19 protein-coding genes are annotated in these 22,004 nt (G+C 40.2%); 9 read left to right on the top strand and 10 right to left on the bottom strand.

Going from position 1 to position 22,004, the window contains the following annotated elements:
- Position 1: 1 nt before the first annotated feature.
- Positions 2-3,781 (bottom strand): exodeoxyribonuclease V subunit gamma, encoded by a 3,780-nt coding sequence (locus F981_RS20975; protein ID WP_004725506.1) that lies wholly within the window; start codon positions 3,779-3,781, stop codon positions 2-4.
- Between the two features lie 184 nt (positions 3,782-3,965).
- On the opposite strand from F981_RS20975, the gene F981_RS20970 reads away from it, so the two are divergent.
- On the top strand, positions 3,966-4,472 hold the full coding sequence (locus F981_RS20970; RefSeq protein WP_004725502.1) for a hypothetical protein: 507 nt from the start codon (positions 3,966-3,968) through the stop codon (positions 4,470-4,472).
- A 71-nt stretch (positions 4,473-4,543) separates the two neighbouring features.
- Here the strand turns inward: F981_RS20970 and F981_RS20965 are convergent, their stop codons facing one another.
- The 8 genes from F981_RS20965 to F981_RS20935 all read right to left on the bottom strand — a co-directional run bounded on the left by F981_RS20965 (position 4,544) and on the right by F981_RS20935 (position 11,380).
- Positions 4,544-5,248: a nitroreductase gene (locus F981_RS20965; RefSeq protein ID WP_004725501.1), complete on the bottom strand. Its 705-nt coding sequence runs from the start codon at positions 5,246-5,248 to the stop codon at positions 4,544-4,546.
- 21 nt (positions 5,249-5,269) lie between these two features.
- Positions 5,270-6,274 carry a hypothetical protein gene (locus F981_RS20960; protein WP_228129050.1) on the bottom strand — a complete coding sequence of 335 codons (1,005 nt, stop codon included), beginning with the start codon at positions 6,272-6,274 and terminating at the stop codon, positions 5,270-5,272.
- Positions 6,253-6,459 carry a hypothetical protein gene (locus tag F981_RS24285; RefSeq protein WP_228129049.1) on the bottom strand — a complete coding sequence of 69 codons (207 nt, stop codon included), beginning with the start codon at positions 6,457-6,459 and terminating at the stop codon, positions 6,253-6,255. Before F981_RS24285 ends, F981_RS20960 begins: the two co-directional genes overlap by 22 nt.
- Positions 6,460-6,515: 56 nt before the next feature.
- The gene (locus F981_RS20955) at positions 6,516-7,832 is read right to left on the bottom strand and encodes an MFS transporter (RefSeq protein ID WP_004725495.1); all 1,317 of its coding nucleotides are present in this window, start codon (positions 7,830-7,832) and stop codon (positions 6,516-6,518) included.
- A 185-nt stretch (positions 7,833-8,017) separates the two neighbouring features.
- Positions 8,018-8,656 carry an isochorismatase family protein gene (locus F981_RS20950; RefSeq protein ID WP_004725493.1) on the bottom strand — a complete coding sequence of 213 codons (639 nt, stop codon included), beginning with the start codon at positions 8,654-8,656 and terminating at the stop codon, positions 8,018-8,020.
- A 10-nt stretch (positions 8,657-8,666) separates the two neighbouring features.
- Positions 8,667-9,422: a maleate cis-trans isomerase family protein gene (locus F981_RS20945; protein WP_004725492.1), complete on the bottom strand. Its 756-nt coding sequence runs from the start codon at positions 9,420-9,422 to the stop codon at positions 8,667-8,669.
- 12 nt (positions 9,423-9,434) lie between these two features.
- Positions 9,435-10,241, bottom strand: a complete 807-nt coding sequence (locus tag F981_RS20940) for an alpha/beta fold hydrolase (protein ID WP_004725490.1) — start codon at positions 10,239-10,241, stop codon at positions 9,435-9,437.
- Positions 10,238-11,380, bottom strand: a complete 1,143-nt coding sequence (locus F981_RS20935; protein ID WP_004725487.1) for an FAD-dependent monooxygenase — start codon at positions 11,378-11,380, stop codon at positions 10,238-10,240. Before F981_RS20935 ends, F981_RS20940 begins: the two co-directional genes overlap by 4 nt.
- Positions 11,381-11,609: 229 nt before the next feature.
- Here F981_RS20935 and F981_RS20930 point away from each other — a divergent pair, with 229 nt between their 5' ends.
- On the top strand, positions 11,610-12,647 hold the full coding sequence (locus F981_RS20930) for a 2,5-dihydroxypyridine 5,6-dioxygenase (RefSeq protein WP_004725485.1): 1,038 nt from the start codon (positions 11,610-11,612) through the stop codon (positions 12,645-12,647).
- Between the two features lie 166 nt (positions 12,648-12,813).
- Positions 12,814-13,248, top strand: a complete 435-nt coding sequence (locus tag F981_RS20925; protein ID WP_004725483.1) for a MarR family winged helix-turn-helix transcriptional regulator — start codon at positions 12,814-12,816, stop codon at positions 13,246-13,248.
- A 116-nt stretch (positions 13,249-13,364) separates the two neighbouring features.
- On the opposite strand, the gene pap is transcribed toward F981_RS20925, so the two are convergent.
- Positions 13,365-14,783: a polyphosphate:AMP phosphotransferase gene (gene pap, locus F981_RS20920; RefSeq protein WP_004725481.1), complete on the bottom strand. Its 1,419-nt coding sequence runs from the start codon at positions 14,781-14,783 to the stop codon at positions 13,365-13,367.
- A 200-nt stretch (positions 14,784-14,983) separates the two neighbouring features.
- On the opposite strand from pap, the gene F981_RS20915 reads away from it, so the two are divergent.
- The 6 genes from F981_RS20915 (at position 14,984) to F981_RS20890 (ending at position 21,915) form a co-directional block, all read left to right on the top strand.
- Positions 14,984-15,691, top strand: coding sequence for a DUF8198 family protein (locus tag F981_RS20915; protein WP_004725477.1), 708 nt, complete (start codon positions 14,984-14,986; stop codon positions 15,689-15,691).
- A gap of 152 nt (positions 15,692-15,843) precedes the next feature.
- Positions 15,844-16,788 carry a bifunctional demethylmenaquinone methyltransferase/2-methoxy-6-polyprenyl-1,4-benzoquinol methylase UbiE gene (gene ubiE, locus F981_RS20910; protein WP_004725476.1) on the top strand — a complete coding sequence of 315 codons (945 nt, stop codon included), beginning with the start codon at positions 15,844-15,846 and terminating at the stop codon, positions 16,786-16,788.
- A 32-nt stretch (positions 16,789-16,820) separates the two neighbouring features.
- Positions 16,821-17,492 carry a ubiquinone biosynthesis accessory factor UbiJ gene (locus tag F981_RS20905; protein WP_004725474.1) on the top strand — a complete coding sequence of 224 codons (672 nt, stop codon included), beginning with the start codon at positions 16,821-16,823 and terminating at the stop codon, positions 17,490-17,492.
- Positions 17,493-17,495: 3 nt separating this feature from the next.
- The gene (locus F981_RS20900; RefSeq protein WP_004725472.1) at positions 17,496-19,115 is read left to right on the top strand and encodes an ABC1 kinase family protein; all 1,620 of its coding nucleotides are present in this window, start codon (positions 17,496-17,498) and stop codon (positions 19,113-19,115) included.
- 130 nt (positions 19,116-19,245) lie between these two features.
- The gene (locus F981_RS20895; RefSeq protein ID WP_004725470.1) at positions 19,246-20,328 is read left to right on the top strand and encodes a patatin-like phospholipase domain-containing protein; all 1,083 of its coding nucleotides are present in this window, start codon (positions 19,246-19,248) and stop codon (positions 20,326-20,328) included.
- 297 nt (positions 20,329-20,625) lie between these two features.
- Positions 20,626-21,915: an FAD-dependent oxidoreductase gene (locus F981_RS20890; protein ID WP_004725468.1), complete on the top strand. Its 1,290-nt coding sequence runs from the start codon at positions 20,626-20,628 to the stop codon at positions 21,913-21,915.
- Positions 21,916-22,004: the final 89 nt, after the last annotated feature.

Below are 22,004 nucleotides of genomic sequence, written 5' to 3'. Positions count from 1 at the left end.
TTTATTCCTCCGCAACAAATTGATGCTGATAAATCGGCTGATACAACGCATAGCCGAAATGATCACAGGCATGTTTTAACAATGCGGTCGCATCTTGTTCTTGCAAAATAAATTGCCAATCCCGATGCTTTTTACTCCATTCCATTTCAGTCAAATCATAAGGTAGAAACGCATCGCTTTTATTCCATTCATTTAAAAGATCTGCAAAGTTATCGATCAACATGCTTTCCACATGAGGTTGTGTATCCGCATTTAAACCATTTTCATTTAAACGATGTGCAGCTAAACCACCTTCAACAGTCCCGAGTGACCATTGCAACTGCTTATTATTTTCAGCGGGTTTTAATAACAAAGCCGCAGGCAGAACCAGAGGTTCCGATTGGGCATAGGCAAATGCTTTAAACCACGGCAATAAATATGCTTTCGCCTGTTCTGAACTTAACCCCGTACTGATGATCGTGACATCACTAAATACCGCAATACGTTGTAGCGTTTTAGACTTTTCAGCATCGACATTTAAATAGCTTAACCAGAGTAAATATTCTAACCAAACTTTGGCACGACGTTTAGCACGACCGCTTGACGCATCCAAACTCACCCAATGCTGCCCTGCTTGCTGAGGTACTGTGATATTCATAACCAAACCAGCGTCAATTCGCCATTGGCGTTGCGTTGTCAACGTCACATCATCAGCATAACGCTGTAACCGCTCTTTTAAACTGTCTTGCTCCGCCAAACTGATTTGCCATGCGCTGTGCTGAACCTTGCCAATGGGTAATTGATTCTGCAGTAATCCAATCTCTTGAGACCAATTATCTTCGGCAGAATGAGCCGATTGTTTCTGTAAGAAATCTCGAATCTGATAACGTGCCAAACCATCCAGAATTAAGGGTTCGTTCATTGCGGGAATATCTTCTGCGCGCAGATTCTCTACGCCTAAAGTTTTTAAATATAACTGTGCTGGGAAAGTGACATCTTGAATCCACTGTCGCGCATCCAAAACAGTGAGCTCTTCTTGAACAACAGGATATTGTGTATTTGCCCAAGCCTCACGTTTAGCAAGCATTTCCGCTTGACGGATGTGTTGTGCAACATTGAACCATTGATCTTGAAAACGAAGCGGTGTTGTTGACTCAAAACCATTTGGATCAAAAGGTTGTAAAGTATGAATATGATATAAGCACTGCAAATGTTCAGGGACTTGAACCCCCTTAAGCTCAATCATCTGATCAACAGGACTGATATCCTTATTGTCCGTAGATAATGCCGTTTCAGATTGGGCAATCAGGGCAATATGGTTGATCAATTCCTGTAACACGCTGGATGGCTCACGAACTTCACCATCACTCACATCAAAGCCATTATAGAATAACCATAGATTTTCCTGCGCCAATAACAAAGCATCTAGGAAAGCGCCTTGATCATCATCTAGGCGGGAGCGATCCCCCAACTGCGGCTTGAGAATTTGCATCAAATCAAAGGGTAAATGCACATTTCGATCTGGAAATTTACCCCCATCCAAATTTAACAGGACGATCAACTTATAAGGCAAAGGACGAATCTGGCCAATTTGGCTAAAGGTAATCTGACCTGTCGGTAAAGCCTGATCGATTTGACCTTCTAATAAATTTTGAATCTCATTCAATAGATAGGGTAAAGGTAAATAAATATTTTTAAGGATGGGTTGCGCATGTTCATCATAAAAACTGGCTAAAGTCAGCATACGCTCTTGTTTTTTGACAATTTCACGTACGACTTTTAACGACTCAACACCGGCTTGTTCAAACTCAACAATGTCTTGCATCAGTAGTTTTAACCACGCCTCAACATTGCATTTTAACGTGGTATTTTTCCCCAACTCATGCGCAATCATCCAGTCACGGCGCACATCAAAATCTTGATAAATCTGAATCAGTTTAGCCACTAACTCAAAATCACTTTGCAAAATTTGGGCATAACTTAGGGTATTTTCAAAAATCGTATGCTCTGGAATCGCAATACCTAAAGCCAAACGATCAAGAGCAAATTTAAAACTAAAACGAAAATCTTCATCATCCTGACTTAAAGATCGTCGTAAATGTTGTGCATCTAGACCACGTTTAAACCCAGCATTGATCAATAGCTCAATCATTCTTTCTGTATTTGAAATATCCAGAGCGTAACGTAATTGCGTGGCATTTAAACTTAACCAATCTGCAAAATCCTCAACGCTAAAACGACCTTCAACCAATTGAATACGGCCTAAAACAGCACGCCAAGCATTATTGGCATCCAGTTGCGTTACACCAGCAATCTTCACTGGCAGATAAATACTGTCTTGGTTTGGTGTGTGTGGAAATACACTGCGAATAAGTGGTTCAATTTGTTTTAAATCTGGCACTAACACCAAAACATCACTTGGCCGATGTGGCTGTTCAACAGTGCTTTTCATCAGCCAAGCAACCAACTGGTCTTTTAACACTTCAAGCTGTCGTAAAGACGAATGACACACATGGATTTGAATTGAGTCATCCGTTTTGGCAATTGGATAAGCATGCGGTTCAGGCTCAACCAAATACAGAATATCTGATTGTAATTTACTTAATAAATGAATCGGTTCTTCATCGACAAAGGCATCCACCCATTGTCCTTCTTCACCTGAAGACAGATTAGATAAGATCGAAAAGTGATCACGGGCTTGTTTACCAAAACGGGTTAATAATGGATGTCGTGATTCACGAATTTCTGCATTAAAATTCAAAGTAAATTCATCAAAAAACTTTTGAATATCTGCATCAGTCGCTTTGGGATGCTTACTGACAAAACGCGCCTTTACCCGCAAATCATATTGTTTTTTCCAGTTTGGATCGACACTGTCAGCCCAATATTCTTGTGATGGGTTGTAATGTAAAATCACCACATCCAAATATTGTCCCAGTCGTCTTAAAAACTGTAATTGACTTGGTGGTAAATCCAATAAAGTAAAGATAATCAGCTGGCTGGGTAATTTCTTTAAGGCTTGAGGGCGTTGTAGATCATCATCCATGATTTGCCAAAAATCATGATCAATACTTTGCATTTCAATAAAATCGTCATGAAATGTATGTTGCCACAACCAACGTTGCCAAGTTTCCAGCTCTTGTGCCTGATTTAAAGTAAATGCTGAAATTTGTTGATTGGTTTTAAAGAATTGCTGTTCGAGGTTAAGTGCTTGACCTCGTCCCCACTGCCCTAGCCAATTGCCTGGGCAACTACATGCTTGTCCATTGTTCTGTTGGCAACCGCGTTGACAGTCCCCACGATACAACATGTAATGACTGAACAATTTTGACACTTGTTCAGAGACCCAATACAACATACTTTGTTTTTTGAGTTGCTTCTCTAAACCCTGTTCCAGTTGCGAGGCTGCATCATAAATACGTTGGATAATGCCATGCAAAGGATGATCTTGGGCTAAGCTATTTTCATCCTGCTCAATAAAACTTTTCAACGTTTGGTAAATTCGCCACTTCATAATCAAACGCGGAATATTGGCTTTACGGACTTTGTCTTTGTCATCTAAAACTTGTTGATAAGCAAACCACTGAAAACCACGAATACGTTGATGAAATTGACTGTTGGCACTGATGCCTTGTTGTTCAGCAATACGTTGGCTCAGCCATTCTTGTACCGCAGGACTTGGGACAATAAAATGTTGTGTTTGCAAGACTGCAAAAGGATTCTTAGATGGCCGAATGGTATTTTGCAAAAGCCCTTGCACCAAGACATCAATGCGTTGGCTTTGAATCACATGAATGGCCATAATCCCTCAACTTTCAATCTTCTATTGTCTACGTTTATGCACAAAACATAAACATTCGCCACTATACAACAACACCATACTATGGCATTTTTAAAACATTATTTGGAAATAACTTCACAATTTCAAGCTTAAACATGCATTTTCAAAAATATGAGAAAAAGCTTGAAACAAAGGTAATTGTTTTATGAAAATTGATAAACTTCCAGACGCAATCGATCCAAGCTTAAACTTAGAACAAATTCGTGATGAATGCTTGGAGCAAGTGAAAAAGCGCTCTTATGTCTCTGCTGGTGTCGCAGTAATTCCTGTTCCGTTTTTAGATGTGGTGATTGATGTCGGGATGCTGTCGCTTCTAATTCCTGAAATCAATGCCCGCTTTGGTTTAGCACCAGATCAAATCAGTGTTTATGATCCTGCAACCAAGAAAATTCATTGGAATGAATTACGCAAACGTGGTTTTGAGTTTTCTGGTTTAGTGGTTGCGCGTACTGCGGTAAAGGCATCATTAAATAATATGGCGGCTAAAATCATTACCAAACAAGTGACCAAGTTTATCCCATTGGGTGGCTCAATCATTGCAGCAAGTTTAGGCTATATTGTGATGAAAAAAGTTGCTGAAGCGCATGTAGATGAATGTTATAAATTAGCCAAAAATATTCAAAATAAACAAACGCAAAAGTTAGTCAGCTAAGCGCTGCCATACTTTAAGATCTATACTTAGTAAAACAAAGAGATATCAGCTGATATCTCTTTGTTTTTTGTTCATTGTAAAAATACAGCAAATTCTTCAAGACTGAGTCGTGAGGGATGAAAAGAATTAATTTTCTCATTCACTTCGGCATAGCCTAAAGACATGCCACAAACTAATTGTTCATCATCTGTAGCACCTAAAATTGGCATGATAATCTTGTGATAATCATTCCATGATGCTTGGGGACAGGTGTCTAAGCCCTGCGCTTTTGCAAGTAACATAATATTTTGCATCAACATGGCGATTGCCATTTTTGCGCCCGCTTCTAATTGACGATGCGTGGTAAAAAATAAGCCGATAGGCGCATCAAAAAACTTAAAATTTCGAAGCTGTTGCTGATGCATTTCCTCTCGTTGTTGTTTGCTAATGCCCAGTACAGCATACATCCCCCAACCATTCTCCCGTCTACGGCTCATATACGGTTCAAACCATTGCTCAGGATAATAAAGATAAGGGGCAGTAAATTCACTTCTTGAACTTTGACCAGAATAAATGGAATCCGCCGCTGCAATCACTTCTTGGCTAATCCTCAATTTGATATTGCCCTGAACCACATAGACTTTCCACGGTTGCGTATTGGTTCCAGAAGGTGCGTAACTGGCTTTTCGCAGCAGATCCTGAATGATCTCAGGATCTACAGCCTGATCTGTAAATGCACGTACAGAATGTCGATTTAAAATCACTGCTTCGACCAGATTATTGGCTGTCAATTCCATTTATTCCCTCATAGATCAAGACTAAAAGTTATATCCAACGTTGATATTCCACCTAAATTTCCAATCATTGCTATAGTCTGAATTCGTCGAGGTATAGCCAGTTGAGTTTTTAGCCCCACCCAACACATTGACATTTTTCCCGACACTTCCATCTACCCAAATTAAGAAAGGCATCGCATTAAACTGTACCCCAAAGGTGTCCATTTGCGAGCGATCCCAGCCGGCTTTGTCTTTCCATAACACACTATAATCATTATAGAATTTTACTGTTTTTAAATTCGGAAAATACTTGGTTTGCACAGGTTGGGTATAACCGATATTAAACGAACCAATCGTCCCTTCAGCTGCGACAAAATAAGCAGGTGTTATACCATTCGCTTGCATTAAAATTTGATCATTATTTACACCCTCCGGGTTTTTTGCATCATATTTATAGCGAATCGCTGAAGTTTGCACATTCCATTTTTCGTAATTGTTTAAGCCATGCACTCCAAATGCATAATAATCGCCATTTTTATCCGTCGCTTTATTACGCAATTGTGAATATGCCCCACTGACACCAAACTCCTGTTTACCAAATTCCAAATCCATTTTATGGGCATAACGCAGATTAAGCTGATTTCTTTTTTCGTTAAGATATTGTTGTTGGTGAGGCAGCACATTATCCAATTTATCCGCCGAACCAGACTCAGGCGAGTAACGAATATTGCCTGGACTCATGATTGGCATATACGCCACGCTAAAATCATGGGTTGGCGAGGTGTTTTTCCAACTCAATCCTGGCGCTACACTGTCGGCAAATCCTAAGAAAAATGGAATAGGGAAAGTCCATGCATGCTCTGGGAATGGATAAATTCCAAAAGGCTTATAAATAATTCCGGCCTGAAAATCATTATTGTCATCAGGTTTATAGCCGACAAAACCATGTTCAACAGAACGTTTATGATCACTTTGGAAGGCATAACTTACATCCAAATAAAATTGGTCATATTTGCCCTTAATATTTAAACGGGCATTATCCAACAAAAACTTGCCATTATTGGGGCTTTCCCATCGCTCATCACGATAATTGGTTCGGACAAAACGCCTAATTTCAATTGTTTTAAACCATCTTCAGTTTCCCATTGGAACGGTGAAGGTTGTGCATTGGCATAAGCTTGAAATGAGATCAAACTCGATATGATTAATCCTAAATATTTAATTTTAAACATGAGAACCTCCTCAGCAATTTGTTCTCCCGAACGCATTGCCATTCAATTTTTTTAATTTATTTGTTTACTAATGTTTTAGGCAAAGACAGCACAATGAAACAACTCAACAATAAACATGCTGAGAACACGATGAGTGCGCCTTCTGGTTTACCGGTAATCTGAATGGCATACCCCACCAAAGTGTTACTGACTAAGCCGGCAATGTTGGCAATAGAACACGCCAGTGCAAACCCTGTCGCCGCCGCAGTTCCTGATAAAAAAGTTGCAGGAAGACTAAAGAACACGGGGATGGTGCCTGTGGTCGCAATCGCAGCAATCGAGAACAAAATCAAGGTCATGACAATATTGGTACTAAACATTGTGGTTAAAAACAGTGCGACTGCACCAAAAATAAATGGTACGACCATATGCCAACGACGCTCTCTATATTTATCTGAACTCCGCCCAATGACTAACATTGCAATCAAACCAACAATACTTGGAATGGCAACCAGTAAACCGATATTTAATAAGTTGGCGACCCCAGTGGTTTTAATAAATGTCGGCAACCAAAAGCCCATAGAATAGGTACACAGCAACATCGAAAAATTAATTGCACCGAGTTTCAGGATATTGGTATTGAAAAATCCATCTTTAAAACTATGCTTTTGTTTAGCAGAGTCATTGCCTTCTAAATCTTTATTGAGATTTTTTTCAAGGATTGATTTTTCAGCATCATTGAGCCATTTGGCCTTAGAAAAGTGATTCGGTAACATTTTAAATGTCAAAATACCCAAGATCACACTTGGAAGTGCCTCTAAAAAGAACAGCCACTGCCAACCTGCCCAGCCATAAACTTGATCAAAGGTGGTCATGATCCAACCTGAAAGCGGACTACCAATAATCACCGCCAAAGGTAAACCAATCATAAATAAGGCAATGATCTTAGCGCGATAATATGTTGGGAACCACGTGGTTAAATAATACAAAACCCCAGGTAAAAAGCCTGCTTCCGCAGCACCGAGCAGAAACCTCAGCGCATAAAACTGCATCGGTGTCGTCACAAACATGGTTAAACCAGACAGAATCCCCCATGTAATCATAATGCGCGCAATCCAAATTTTTGCGCCGACCTTTTCCAGAACCAAGTTACTGGGTACTTCAAAAATAATATAGCCAACAAAGAAAAGCCCAGCACCTAACCCAAACGCAGCCTCACTCAAGTTCACATCATTTAACATGTGTAATTTGGCAATCCCGACATTAATTCGGTCTAAATAGGCTGCGATATAACAGAAACACAGGAATGGAATCAGTTTCCAAATTACTTTTTTATAAACCTGAACCTCTTGTTCAGGGTAAATTTCTTGTGGTTTTACAACACTGGTAGACATATCTAACTCCTTTAGATCACAAACCAAGTGAGTTGTTTTTCTTGTAATACTTAGAACAAAATGAACAAAGCTTTTATGTCACTGATGATCTGCACATTCTCTTTTGTTTTAATGCATCACCAAAAACCATTCTATCCTTGGTTTTTTATTACCCTAACATCCATAATTTTTAGTTGTATCAGTCATCAATTTTTGTTTTGAGTGAAATAATTCAAGACTTCTTGTTTTGATACAACATCTCCATACTTACTATCGATATCAAACAGATTGGCTTCATGCGGTTCACGATGACGATCCCCAACACAGTCACGGATCACAATGGTTCTAAATCCATGTTGCACAGCATCTACGGCTGTTGCGCGAACACACCCACTGGTCGAACAGCCCACAATAATCACGGTATCTATCGCCTCAGCGTTTAAAACCGATGACAAACTTGTAGCAAAAAAAGCACTTGCATAATTTTTAGTGATCACCAATTCAGTGTCGAGCGGTTGAACTTGTGGGCAAAATTGAGTGGCTGGATTATCCACCGTCATCGCTGCCATTACAGGTGATTTTTTTACCCACATTCCTCCGTCAATTTGATTTTTAGCGTGATAAAGAATATTGGTGTGAATCACTAAAATATTCTGTTCACGTGCCAGTGCTAAAACCGCTTCAGTTTCTTGAACTGCGGTAATCACATCTGGCGCATATAAAGGCTCAGATGCTGTAATATAAGACTGGATAAAATCGACCAACAACAGCACAGGTTTCTTGCCAAAGCCAATTCGATTTCCCCACACACCTTGATAATTATCATTCAGGGATTGTTGCTTCATTCCACACTCCTTATGCATATGCGCCAGAGAGCAATGCACCAGCACCCGGTACAATCGGCTCTAAATCCATTGCTTTAAGCATCTGATAGGTTGTTGCGATTGCCGCTGAAATCACGGGCTTACCCGTGAGTGCCTCAACTTTAGCGACTGCAGAAAGTGACTGCATTTGTACACATGCTGAAAGCACAATCACATCTGCATCTTGGTAATTCAGCTTTTGCACAATGTTGGGTAATTGAGCAGGATCATGTTGTGCAACAGCAATGTTGTCAGCGATTTCTAAGGCCACATAATCTAAGATTTCAAAACCCTCTTCACCAATGTAATTCACCACCAATTCAGTTAAGGGTTTCATATACGGCGTAACAACAACGATTTTTTTCGCCTTCATCAGTTTCAAACAGTCAACCAAAGCCCCCGCACTGGTGACTACAGGCGCTGCAGCATCATTATCAACCGTGACTTGATGTAGACGTTTTTCTGACTCACGGTGATAACCGATGCCCATGGACATAATCGCAACCAGACAGGCATATCCCAAGACATCCACCTTGGCATCTGAAAGTTCTAAAGCACAACGATCAGACTGCGCATCCATTGCCACAAGCTCTTCTTTCTTGACATGTTTCATCCGCATACGGCTAGAATGAAAGGTAAATGTTTCAGGACGAATCAGTTGACGTGCTTTCAACATCGCTGGAATTTCAGTTTCCATCGTGGTATTGGAACTGGGTACGATTTGACCAATTCTATAAATTCTTTGCATGATCATTCCTCCTTAAATAAGCCTCTGTTCTAAAAAATCTGAAAAGCCTGCTAAGAACCCATTTAAATCATCCCAAGGAATCATATGCCCTGCATTTTTCACACAATTCACCAAAATTCGTGAATTAAGCAATTGGATTTCTGCAATATCGCCTGCCAAGATCACATCACCTTTGCCAGCCACCATCAATAAAGTTGGCACTTTGACTTTTGGGATATATTGATGAATATCAATATGATGAAAATCATGAAAAGACTTGATAACGGCTGGTAAATAACAACTATGTAGCCACTCTGCGCGCAATTGTCTTTGCGCTAAAGTCCAAGATGGGCAATATTGCTTCATGTCTTCCGCATTCATACCCTGAATAGATTGCTGAATAGAGTCGACATACCAGGATAGCTGGCTCGGGTAAGCACGCCGTCCTGGACCTGAGACAGGAGGATCAATTAAGACTATTTTTTTCAAACCTTTGGGCTCAAATGCAGCACAGCGAATCGCAAAACGCGCACCCATCGAGTGCCCAACCAAATAATAAGATTCCAAGTCTAATTTTTTAACAAAATCCAGAATATCTTGTGCGCAGGTATCAGTGTCATATTGCAGATGCTCCCCCGAAGAAGACAAGCCTCTGCCTCGAATATCCAAAACATAGACATCAAAAAATTGAGCTAATTTCTCCGCTACAAATCCCCAGGTAATGGCAGGACTGGTAATCCCGGGGATCAACACCAAAGCATGCCCTTTCCCACCATAACGAAGATAATGTAAACGGACTTGATTGGCCGCTACATTTGACCCATACAGGAATTGACTCATACGGTCTCCTCCTCATTTAACGCTTGTGCATATACATCATATCCATACACCCAAGTTGGATCTTCTTGGCTTTTTAAGAAGGTATTGGCATTGGAAACTTCTTGCACTCGACTGGCACGTTGTTTACGATTTTGTTCATATAATTTGAAAGCCTCTTGATAGTTGTCTAAACCTGTTTGCAGCAAACAACGCGTGAGCATTGCGGCATCTTCAATCGCCATACCTGCGCCTTGTGCCATATGCGGTTTCATGGGGTGACAAGCATCACCGAGCAACACCATACGGCCATTGCTCCATATCGGTAATGGATTACGATTGTTTAATGGCCACTTGGTAATATCTTCACTGGCTTCAATCATGGCTTGAATGGTTGGATGAAAATCTTTAAATGTTTCAAATAGTTCTTGTTTTGAACATGGTACAAAACTTTGCCCTTGGAAATCCCATGCTGGATGAGGCACACCTGTAACAAAGTAGTACTCATCACGTTCTTTAGTGGTGTAATAGGCCATCATATGACGATCCTCATACCACCATTTGACACAGTCATCTAAATCAAATTGCTGTTTTAATTTCTCTAATTGTTCTCCTTTAATCATGGCACGGTGCGCAACCCAGCCACTGTATAAAGGTGCTTCTGGTCCAAGAATGATTTCTCGGATTTTTGAGTTAATCCCATCAGCACCAATCACAATATCAACATCACTCACGGTGCCATCTTCAAAGCTTAGCGTTATCCCATCTAACTTTTGAACAACAGCACTTAAGCGCTTGGCAAAATGTAATTTGTCTTGCTGTAAAGCTTCGATTTGTCGAGCATGCATATCACCACGATGAATCGTGATATAGGTCGCCCCGTACCCGGTCAAACTGACATTGGACATATAGTCTGCGGTATTTCCATCGCGGCTGACCCAATGCGTTGGATGACATCCCATGTCTTCCAAGTCTTGCTCCAAGCCCATTTCTCGAAAGATTTTCATAATGTTTGGGCCAATATGAATACCAGCACCTAAACGAGAAAATTCTGTTGCTTGTTCATAGACATCAACATCAAAACCCGCTCTCTGTAGCAGTAGCCCCATTGAAGCGCCACCAAGACCTGCACCAATCACTGCAATTTTTTTTGCTTTATTCATTGTTTACTCCATCAAACAAATTTTTCTTTTAATAGATATACCTCACGATAATATTAAAGTCTATACACTTTAAATTCTCAAACAAATCTCAACCCATAAAATCAATTAAATATTTGTTTATTCTTAATAATTAATTTAATTACAATGATGTAATAAATGTACATTTTATATTATCAAAGTGTATACTCTTTAAAAATACAAAAAACAGCGATGAAAAAGGAGCACCATCATGCCTGTAAATAACACTGAACTGACCCAAATGTTTGAGCATGTTTTAACCTTATCCAAGGTCGATGAAACACAAAGTGTGGCGATTTTAAAAAGTCATTATTCACATCAACAAACCGTTCAAGCCGCACTTGATGCAGCATGTCGGTTAAAAGCTAAAGTGTTTATTTTAGAATTACCTTCATTTAATCACCCCCAAGCCATGGGGAACGATATGACCGCTTATTGTGGTGATACTGCATTAACGGGTAATTTTGCTGCACAACAAGCACTTGAATCTGTCGACCTCATCATCGACACCATGATGTTGCTGCACTCACCAGAACAAGAACAGATTTTAAAAACAGGAACACGAATTTTACTGGCCGTGGAACCCCCAGAAATTCTCGCTCGTATGCTGCCCACACAAGAAGACAAACATCGGGTTCAAACTGCTGAAAAATACTTAAAGAAAGCGAAAAGTATGCATGTAACCTCAAAGGCAGGCACAGATTTTTATGCTCCGCTTGGGCAATACCCTGCTGTAACTGAATATGGCTTTGCTGACGAAGTTGGGCGCTGGGATCACTGGCCGAGTGGTTTCTTATTCACTTGGCCCAATGAAAATATGGCAGAAGGCATCTTGGTTTTAGATATTGGTGATATTTTATTACCCTTTAAAACCTATGCCCGTGAAAGAGTCACTTTAGAAATCGAAAAGGGGGTAATTACTCAAATTCATGGTGGATTTGAAGCAGAATATCATCGTGATTATATGAAATATTTTAATGATCCAGAGGTGTATGGAATTTCACACATTGGTTGGGGCTTACAACCTCGAGCACAATGGACAGCGATGGGTTTGCATGATAAAAATGATGGAATGTGTATGGATGCACGTGCTTTTAATGGTAACTTTTTATTTTCAACGGGACCCAACACAGAAGTAGGTGGTAGCCGCAAGACACCATGTCATATGGATATTCCACTTCGTAACTGCACAGTGAAACTCGATGATTTAGTGGTTGTTGATCAAGGCGTTCCTATAGCGCTTAGTTAACGCTAAAAACGAGCCACTAAAACTCAACCAAAGCATAACGACCAAGTAGCATTATGGTCGTTATTTTTATGCAATCCCTTTATACTAGCCCTATTAAAGTTTTTAAAAATCTTCAATATTTTAAATCTTCGGGTCTAATTTTCCTCACATGATAAAGAAGTCAAACATGAATGATGAATATGTAATTGAAGAACAAGTGGGATATTTACTTAGACGGACTTACTTTCATCATTTAACGATTTTTCAACAAAGTTTGGATGAAACTCGCCTCACTTCGGTTCAGTTCGCTGTACTTTATGCCATTAATAAATTAAAAGAATGTTCACAAAAAGAACTGGTTGAGGAAACCGGTATCGACCAAGCAACCATTCGTGGCATTATCCAGCGATTAAAAGACAAGCTTTTTATTTCACAAGATCCTGATCAACATGACAAACGCAAGGTGCTGATTCATATTACACCATCGGGCATCCAAGAGCTTTCGCAAGCGATTCCAATTGCGGCAAGTATTAGTGATTTAACCCTAGCCGCATTAAATCCCGCCGAAAAAATTGCTTTAAAATTTTTACTTAAAAAAATTCTGGGGCATCCATTAGATTAGGATCTTTTGCCCCATTGATCATTATGATAGGTATCACACTAAAGCGTAGAATAAGAGCATCTATTCTTTAGTGCGATACTGTTTATAACCTCAACTTAGCTGTTACTAGCAAACAATCAATCCGCTTTTAACTGCTTTAAAATCGTTTTAAGGATTTGAATACGTGCTGTGTACTTATCATTGGTCGCAACCACATGCCACGGCGCATACTCGGTATCAGTTCGTTCAAACATATCCGCAGCAGCATTTAAATAATCGTCCCAGTGTCCACGATTTCGCCAGTCATCAGGGGTAATTTTAAAGCGTTTATGCGGTGTTTGTTCACGTGCTTTAAAACGTGCTTCTTGTTCATCTTTGCTGATTGCCAACCAAAATTTAACCAACACGGTTTGATTATCGGTTAAATCTTTTTCAAAGCGATTAATTTCATCATAGGCACGTTGCCATTCCGCGGGCTTGGCAAAGCCTTCAATACGTTCAACCAATACTCGACCATACCAAGTACGATCAAAAATACTGATCTTTTCCTCGGGTTGAATCTTGGTCCAAAACCGCCATAAATAGGGTCGACGCAATTCATACTGTTCTGGTGCAGCAATGGTATAAATCTCGTATTCACGTGGATCAAGATTTTTCACAATCCGCTTGATTGCCCCACCTTTACCAGCTGCATCCATGCCTTCAAAGGTAATAATGACATTGCGTGAATCATTGCGTAGCGCTTCCGACACTTTTTTGGTTAATTTCTTTAATTCAGCTTTGTATTGGTCTTTATCCAGTTCTTCTGTCGCGGGTTGCAATAACGACTCAGGTACAGTTGCCTGTTTCCACTTGGTTCTCACCGCTGTTTTATGTCGAGGCAACTGCTTTAACGCTTGCAAAATATACTGAGCAAATTGTTGATCTCGTGCAACACAATCTTCGCAATCAATCACATACCAATCATCAGTAAAACGTTGACGTAATTTTTGCACAATGTCGTATTGTTTTTTATTCCGCCAATCCAAACCCATTAACTTATGCCAACGCTGTTCAGACGCATCCATTGAATCTAAACGCTTTTGTAAGCTTTTCCATGGTAGATCAAACCAGATTTTAATCACATCGACATGATTATTTTTTAGGTCTTGTTCATAAGCACGCATATTTTCAATATAGGTATCGAACAAGGTTTCATCTAAGGGTTTAGAAACATGCATCGCTGTTGACAATAAGTCACTGTACCAATTGCCAAAAAACAACTGAATTTGCCCTTCTGATGGAATGTGCCGTGCATAAGGCTGCCAAAAACTTTGTTTACTACTAAATAAACTGGCTGGATCTGCTTTAACCCGTAAGTAGCGAGGATCAACCCATTCACGTAATTGTTTAACCGCTTCCCCTTTCCCCGCAAGCTCGATACCACTGACTAAAATAACCAAGCTTTTGGCATTATTTTTATCTTTAGAATTCTTTAAGGCATATTGTGCCTCAATCAGATCAACGGATAACTCTTCTTCATCACGTAATGCAAACGCTAATTGTTCTTCAATCATCTGCTTCTCTATGGTCTGAAACTTCAACTGAGTATACCCATTCCCTAAAATAGAGTTATATTATTTTTCTGTATAAAATCTTTGATATTGGCTATTTAAAAATCCACTGACCATATTTCTCTATTGTTTTTTAACTTTTGTCATAGTGATACGTGCCAACTGCCTTTATGCTGTTGCTAAACGAAATCTAGAGTTTTTATATGTCAAAACTTGCTGCACTTGATCAGCTTTTAGAACAATATCAACAATTGAGTTATCACACTGACCCAATTCTAGAAAAACGCCTGCATGAAGCGCAGGACTGGTTAAAAATGCGTATTGAAAAGACCCATCATGCGCTATTCAATCAAAAAGAAAATCAATTGATGGCAAAATATTTTATCAACCGCTTATATGGTGGGCCTGAATTTGATGATTTGGCGATACAGATTGAACGTTTATTAAAATATGCACATAAAGCAGAAAAAATTCTCCCTGAAAATGCCATTAAGACCGGTTTAAAATCTGTTGGATTGGCGGTACTTGCTATGCAACTCGATGAACAAGTCGCGGCACAATTACTCAAGGATTACCCTGTTGATCAAGTGATTGATGATGAAATGATGCGACTGACCTTGCTGAAATTAGATCAAGCAGAAGCCCGTCAACAACAGCTGGGTTTATTGGATGATTTGGGTGGTGCACTAGACAAATACATGCGTTCATTTATTATGCATACTGCATTTAAAATGTGTAAAGGCACTGCAATCAAATATAAATTTGAATTGATGTATGACTTTATTGGCGAAGGTTTTATTGCGATGAAACCGATGAAATCTGCAGCTGATTTTATCCATGCATTTACCCTAAAAGAACGTGATATTGTCGAAAAAGTGCATGCTGGAGATCCCAATCCATTTCAGGATTAATTTAATTTTTGGCTGTATCAAACCGATCTCTAAGATCGGTTTTTGTATATTATTCATAACAATTTCATGATCAGGACTGCAAAATTATGCAGAATCTGTCATTATGCAGAGCAATATAAAATTTCCCATTTTTGTGTTCAGGAGTGACTCAAATGTCGAATGAAAACCAAAAGCCTACAGCCCCTGCTGAAACGGCAACGAATACAGACAAAGTGAGTCCATTTCTAACAGAACCATTACCGCAAGGTACTCCACAAGGTCAACAACAGTCCTTGCAGCAACAACTGGTAGATACGCCAGTTTCAGGGACTGTGCCAAAATACAACCTCCCACGTGGTGCCAATACAGGTAATGTCGGCGCAACTACGCATTTCGGCTACAAAACTGTTAATAGTGAAGAAAAAGCGCAAAAAGTCGCTGAAGTCTTCCATTCTGTCGCAAGCAAATACGACATTATGAATGATTTAATGTCATTTGGTATTCACCGCCTTTGGAAACGCTTTGCGATCAATATGTCAGGTGTACGTCGTGGTCAGCACGTGCTTGATATTGCAGGCGGCACAGGTGACTTAGCCAAAGTTTTCAGCCGCGAAGTTGGCCCGACAGGTCATGTGGTTTTATCTGATATTAACGAGTCAATGTTGAATGTTGGTCGTGATCGTTTGATTGATGCTGGCTGTACCAATGTTGATTTTGTATTGGCCAATGCTGAAACCTTAGAGCCATTTGCAGACAATAGTTTTGACTTGCTCACCATCAGCTTTGGTCTACGTAATGTGACCGATAAAGACGCTGCACTCCAAGCGATGTATCGTGTATTAAAGCCAGGTGGTCGCTTATTGATACTTGAGTTCTCAAAACCAGTATTTGAACCATTTTCAAAGCTATATGACTTCTATTCTTTCACGGCTTTACCATTTATGGGCAAAGTTGTTGCCAATGATGCAGAAAGTTATAAGTATTTGGCCGAATCTATTCGTATGCATCCAGACCAACGCACCTTAAAAGGTATGATGGAAAATGCCGGTTTCCAAAACTGTGATTACCACAATTTAACCGGTGGTATCGTGGCGGTACACCGTGGCTTTAAACTGTAATTTCCTCAAGATATAACAAGCAAGGTTGAATTATGTGGTCAATTCTGGCACTCGGTGCAGTTGAACGATTAATCAATCAGTTTATTAATTTGGATGCAATTACCCGCATCCAATTTAATCAGTTACAAGGCAAACTGTTACGTGTCGTGATGGATACGCCTCAGCTTTCTGTCGATGTTTACTTTGATCAAAATAAAATCCGTCTTGAACCGACTGTGACTGGTAAAAGCGAAACACCTTCAATTTTTGAACAACGTCCTTTTGACAAAAATGTTGCGATTGCAGAAGCGACAGCAACATTACATGTAAAGAATGTTGTTGAATTGGCTAAATTATTTGTTGCGGATGATATTGGCAATATTCCTCTACAAGGTGATTATCACCTGTTACAGGACATTCAAAATATTATCCAACAGCTTGAGCCTGATTTGGCAGCCCAGCTTAGCCCGTGGATTGGTCCTGCACTCGCACATGAAATTGGCAAAATCCAACTGGCGCCAAAGCATCTCAAACGCTCACTGCAAAGTCATTTATTTTTTGTGGAAGACTTTTTAAAAGAAGACACTGGTGTATTGGCTCCGCGTTGGCAAATGGATGATCTGCAACAAGATACCCGCCAACTTAACCAAAATATTGACCGACTTGAAGCAAAAATTCAGCAACTTCAATCTCACTTTACTCAAAATCAAGATCAGGTAATTTAATATATGATTCCGCATATTGCCCGTTTATTCGAACTTTGGCGCATCGCCGCGCACTATAGACTCGACACACTGGTCCCTGCGGAAGAATTACCTGAAAAAGCTCGGCATGCTTTAGCTTTAATTCGCTTACACCCTGCGGCATGGTCAAGTAAAGAACGTAAAAACCCGCTCAAGCTTAAAGAAGCATTAGAAGAAATGGGGCCTTTAGCAATTAAGCTGGGGCAATTACTTTCCACGCGTCGTGATTTAATTCCACCTGAAATTTTACAACAATTGGTTTTATTACAAGATCGGGTTAAACCCTTCGAGGTCAATATTGCAAAAGCGCGTATTGAGCAATCGCTGAAAGCCAATATTTCTACAATTTTTGCCCGTTTTGATGAGCAACCTTTGGCTGCTGCATCTATTGCACAAGTCCATACTGCTGCGCTCCATGATGGTCGTGAAGTGGTGGTGAAAGTCACTCGTCCAGATATTCGCAGTCAGATTCTACAGGATTTTGAAATTCTGCAATGGCTTGGAGCAAGCTTAGAAAAACGGCTTGAAGCAGCTCGTGCAGTGCATTTGTCTGAAATCATCCAGAATTATCGTCAAGTGATCTTAAATGAACTGGATCTTACGCTAGAAGCAGACAATACCCGTCGTATGCGTCATTACTTCACGGGTTCAAGCATGATGTATGTGCCTGAAGTCTATATGGACAGCAAAGATGTTATGGTTGCTGAGCGGATCACAGGCGTTCCCATTTCGGATATTGAAACCTTTGAAAGGCTTGGGATGGATCGTAAAGATCTTGCTGAAAAGGGTTTAACGATTTTCTTTACGCAAGTATTTCGTGACAATTTCTTCCATGCTGATATGCATCCCGGCAACGTATTTGTTGAAACATTAAATCCAAGCCACCCTCGTTATATTGCCCTTGACTGTGCGATTATGGGTGAGCTATCTAAACAAGATCAGATGACCGTTGCACGTATGTTGCTTGCGGTCATGAACAGCGATTTCTTACAACTAATTCAAATTGTGCATCAGGCAGGCTGGATTCCACCGGGCACTGATCAAGATGCGCTATCCCGTGAAATGCGTCGTACTGTTGGACCAATGGTGTCCAAACCGATGCATGAATTGGACTTTGCGGGTATCTTGATTCAAGTCATGGACATTGCGCGTCGTTTCCATTTAGAAATTCCACCACAATTGATGTTATTACTCAAAACACTAGTACATGTGGAAGGTTTAGGCACCGATTTATATCCTGAACTCGACATTTGGAAACTGGCAAAACCGATTCTCACCGAATGGGTAAAAGCACAAATGAATCCTCAGAAAAACTTAAAAGAGTTAGGACAGAAAATTCCTGATTTACTTTTAGGTGCACAGGATTTCCCAACCTTGATGGTTGACAGCTTAAATGGTTTAAAAAATCAATCTGCATGGCATGCAAAACAACTGCATGAGTTGCAAATGATGCGTTTAGAAGTGGAACAGCAACAAAAACGTAGCTGGATTTTCGGCAGTATCATGGCGATTTTGCTCTCTATTGCAATCATTGCACCGTGGTATATTTCAATTGTCTTGATTGTCTTGACCACTGTTTTAGCAGTTTGGCGGATTGCCAAATAACACGATTCAGCCTATTCAATGAATAGGCTTTTTTGTCTATGACTGCTAAGTCACCGAGTGACAGCTCTCGCCATTGTTCAATCTATCACGCACTCTAAAATAAAAAATATTCGTTTGAGTGAGTGAAATCATGACCCAAATTCTACAAAAACGCCCTGCAGCAATCACCTTACGTGCAGGCTCACTCGCCAAACAACACATACAACAAGAAGGCTTATCTGCACATCAAGTCGATATGATTCCCGGCGCAGCTGGTGGCCCTAAAGGCATTGGTTTAATGGGCTTGGATCAGGCGATTTTCGGTGATTTTCTAAAGCGTGCCAAACAACGACGCTTTTTAATCGGTTCATCCGTCGGTGCATGGCGCTTTGCTGGAATTTTAGCGCAAGGTGAACAACTCGGTCCTGAACGTTTGGCTGAGTTATATATCAACTTGCCCTTTCATAAAAAGATGACCATTGCAGAGATTGAGAAAATATCTCGCGAGATGCTGTACAGCATTTTAGACCAACACAGCCAAAAATTGGTCGAACATCCCGAATATCACCTTACGATTATCGCAGCCAAAGCAGAACATTTATTTCAAAGTGATCAAAAGCTTGCACTGTATAGTTCCTTACTCGGCATTATCGGCAGTAATGCAATTTCAAGAAACCATCTGAATAAATTTATGCAACGGGTCATCTGTCAGCCTGCACAGTTCCCACAATTTAAAATTCAGGATGACGCTTTTAAAACTCATTATTTAAATTTTAATCAGCACAATGTTGCGGATTGGTTGATGGCCTCAGGTTCGATTCCTGCAGTTACACCTGCGGTAAAAAATATTGCCGATGCGCCACAAGGCGCGTATCGAGATGGCGGTTTGATCGACTATCACATTGATTTGCCTTTTGAAAGTAAAGGGATTGTTTTATATCCACATTTTGCCGACAGCATCATCCCAGGCTGGTTTGACAAAATGTTTAAATCTCGCACAGCCAATCCTGCAAACCAAGCACGGACTTTACTGATCTCGCCTTCTCAAGACTATTTAAAATCTTTACCTTTAGGACGTTTACCAGATCGTAAAGATTTTGTGATGAAAGGTCTGGATGATCAGAAGCGAAAACAATTGTGGAAGCAGTCTGTGGCAGAAAGTCAGCGACTAGGTGATGAATTTTTAGAAATGCTGGATAAACAAAATTTTGCTGAAGTGATGCTAGATTTATAATTGTTCCCCTCCCATTGATTACCTCATCCAGCGATCAATAAATGTGATTTTCAACAGCTTAAATACATCACAACAGCATTCTCGATGACTTGAGATATCAGCCTGCAACATGAGCCAGTCATGGCTCAAACTTTACATATGTATTTTTGTACTGAATTTAATCCGTGTCTGGCCTGGTCTATAGGCGTTGATTTTTGGCTAAGATCCATTAGTAAATAAAGAGCTTGATTTAAATTTCTGCTTGTTAATTCCCTACTTTTTGTTAAATTTAAATCATTCAAAGCACTTACTCTAATAATGAATCAAACTAAAACGCCAAAATTTGCCATCGTCGGCGCAGGAACAGCAGGGCTTGCTACTGCAATTTTACTCGCACAACAAAATATTCAGGTCACTATTTTTGAGAAAGTATCTGAGCTTGAACCTGTCGGTGCAGGCTTATTGCTTCAACCGTCTGGACTTGCAGTTTTTGAGCACTTAGGTGTGCTTGATGATGCGGTTAAACTCGGTGCAATGGTCACAGGCTTAGAGGGACAACTCGCCAATGGTTTTAAACTGGTAGATAGCCATTATGCCCAAGCTCATCCCGATTTTTATGGTTTAGGTATCCATCGAGCAAGCTTATGTCATGTCTTGCAAAACAAATGCCATGAATTTCCTGAACTGATCACTTGGCACATGAATGCCGATATTGAAAAACTTAAAGAAACAGCAGATGAAATCCGAGTTTTGGGTAGGATCAATGGTGAATCTTTTGATGAAGTCTTTGATAGCGTTATTGTTGCCAATGGTGCACGAAGCCAGTTAAGACCGATCGAATGGGTTAAAATCGATCAAGCTTACCCTTGGGGCGCGAAATGGACCATTGTGCCTGAATGCTTGCAGCTTGATACTCAAATTTTGCACCAATTTTATGATCGCTCTAAGATCATGATGGGAATCTTACCTACAGGCACAATTCCCTCTCAGCCCAAGCAACGACTTTCAAGTATCTTCTGGAGTCTTCCAACCGATCAGCTTGGAAATTTTTTGCCTCATCAACAAGCCCGTGCTGAGTGGTTAAAAACGCTATCCAAACGCTGGAAGCCCGCAGCTGAATGGTTAGAGCAAGTAATCGCTAATCCTGAAGAAACGCAACAATGGCTTTCTGCCCATTATCGCGATGTAGTGCTGTCTAAATTTGGGCAAGGTCGCATCGGTATCATTGGAGACGCAGCACATGCCATGAGCCCACAGCTTGGACAAGGTGCAAATATGGCGCTTTTAGATGCATGGGCTTTGGGACAAGCAGTTCAAGTTGCCCGAAATAATCAAACGATCGATTATGCAAAGCTATGGCAGTGCTATCACCAACATCGCAAAAGCTCATCTGCATTCTATCAATTTTTAAGCCGTTTACTCACGCCCCTTTACCAGTCTGATCTTTGGTGGGCAGGCGGTTTACGAGATCTAAGCTTCTCTTGGATGTACCGTATCCCTTATTTTCGTAAAGAAATGGCAATCACTGTGTCGGGATTAAAATCGGGTATGTTTAGTCAAATGAAGTATGAAGATATTGCTCGATCGTCTTTGGTAAGAGAAAAATAATGTGCACTCAAGTTACCCATTCTGTAATTTTAAAACGTGAGCAAGCGTTTTAATCTCGACTCAATCCATAATCAATATTTTCCTAAAAT

It is taken from the genome of Acinetobacter guillouiae CIP 63.46 (assembly GCF_000368145.1).
Taxonomy (GTDB): domain Bacteria; phylum Pseudomonadota; class Gammaproteobacteria; order Pseudomonadales; family Moraxellaceae; genus Acinetobacter; species Acinetobacter guillouiae.
The sequence above is the reverse complement of the archived record's forward strand: the minus strand, read 5'-3'. Positions and strand labels throughout refer to the sequence as shown.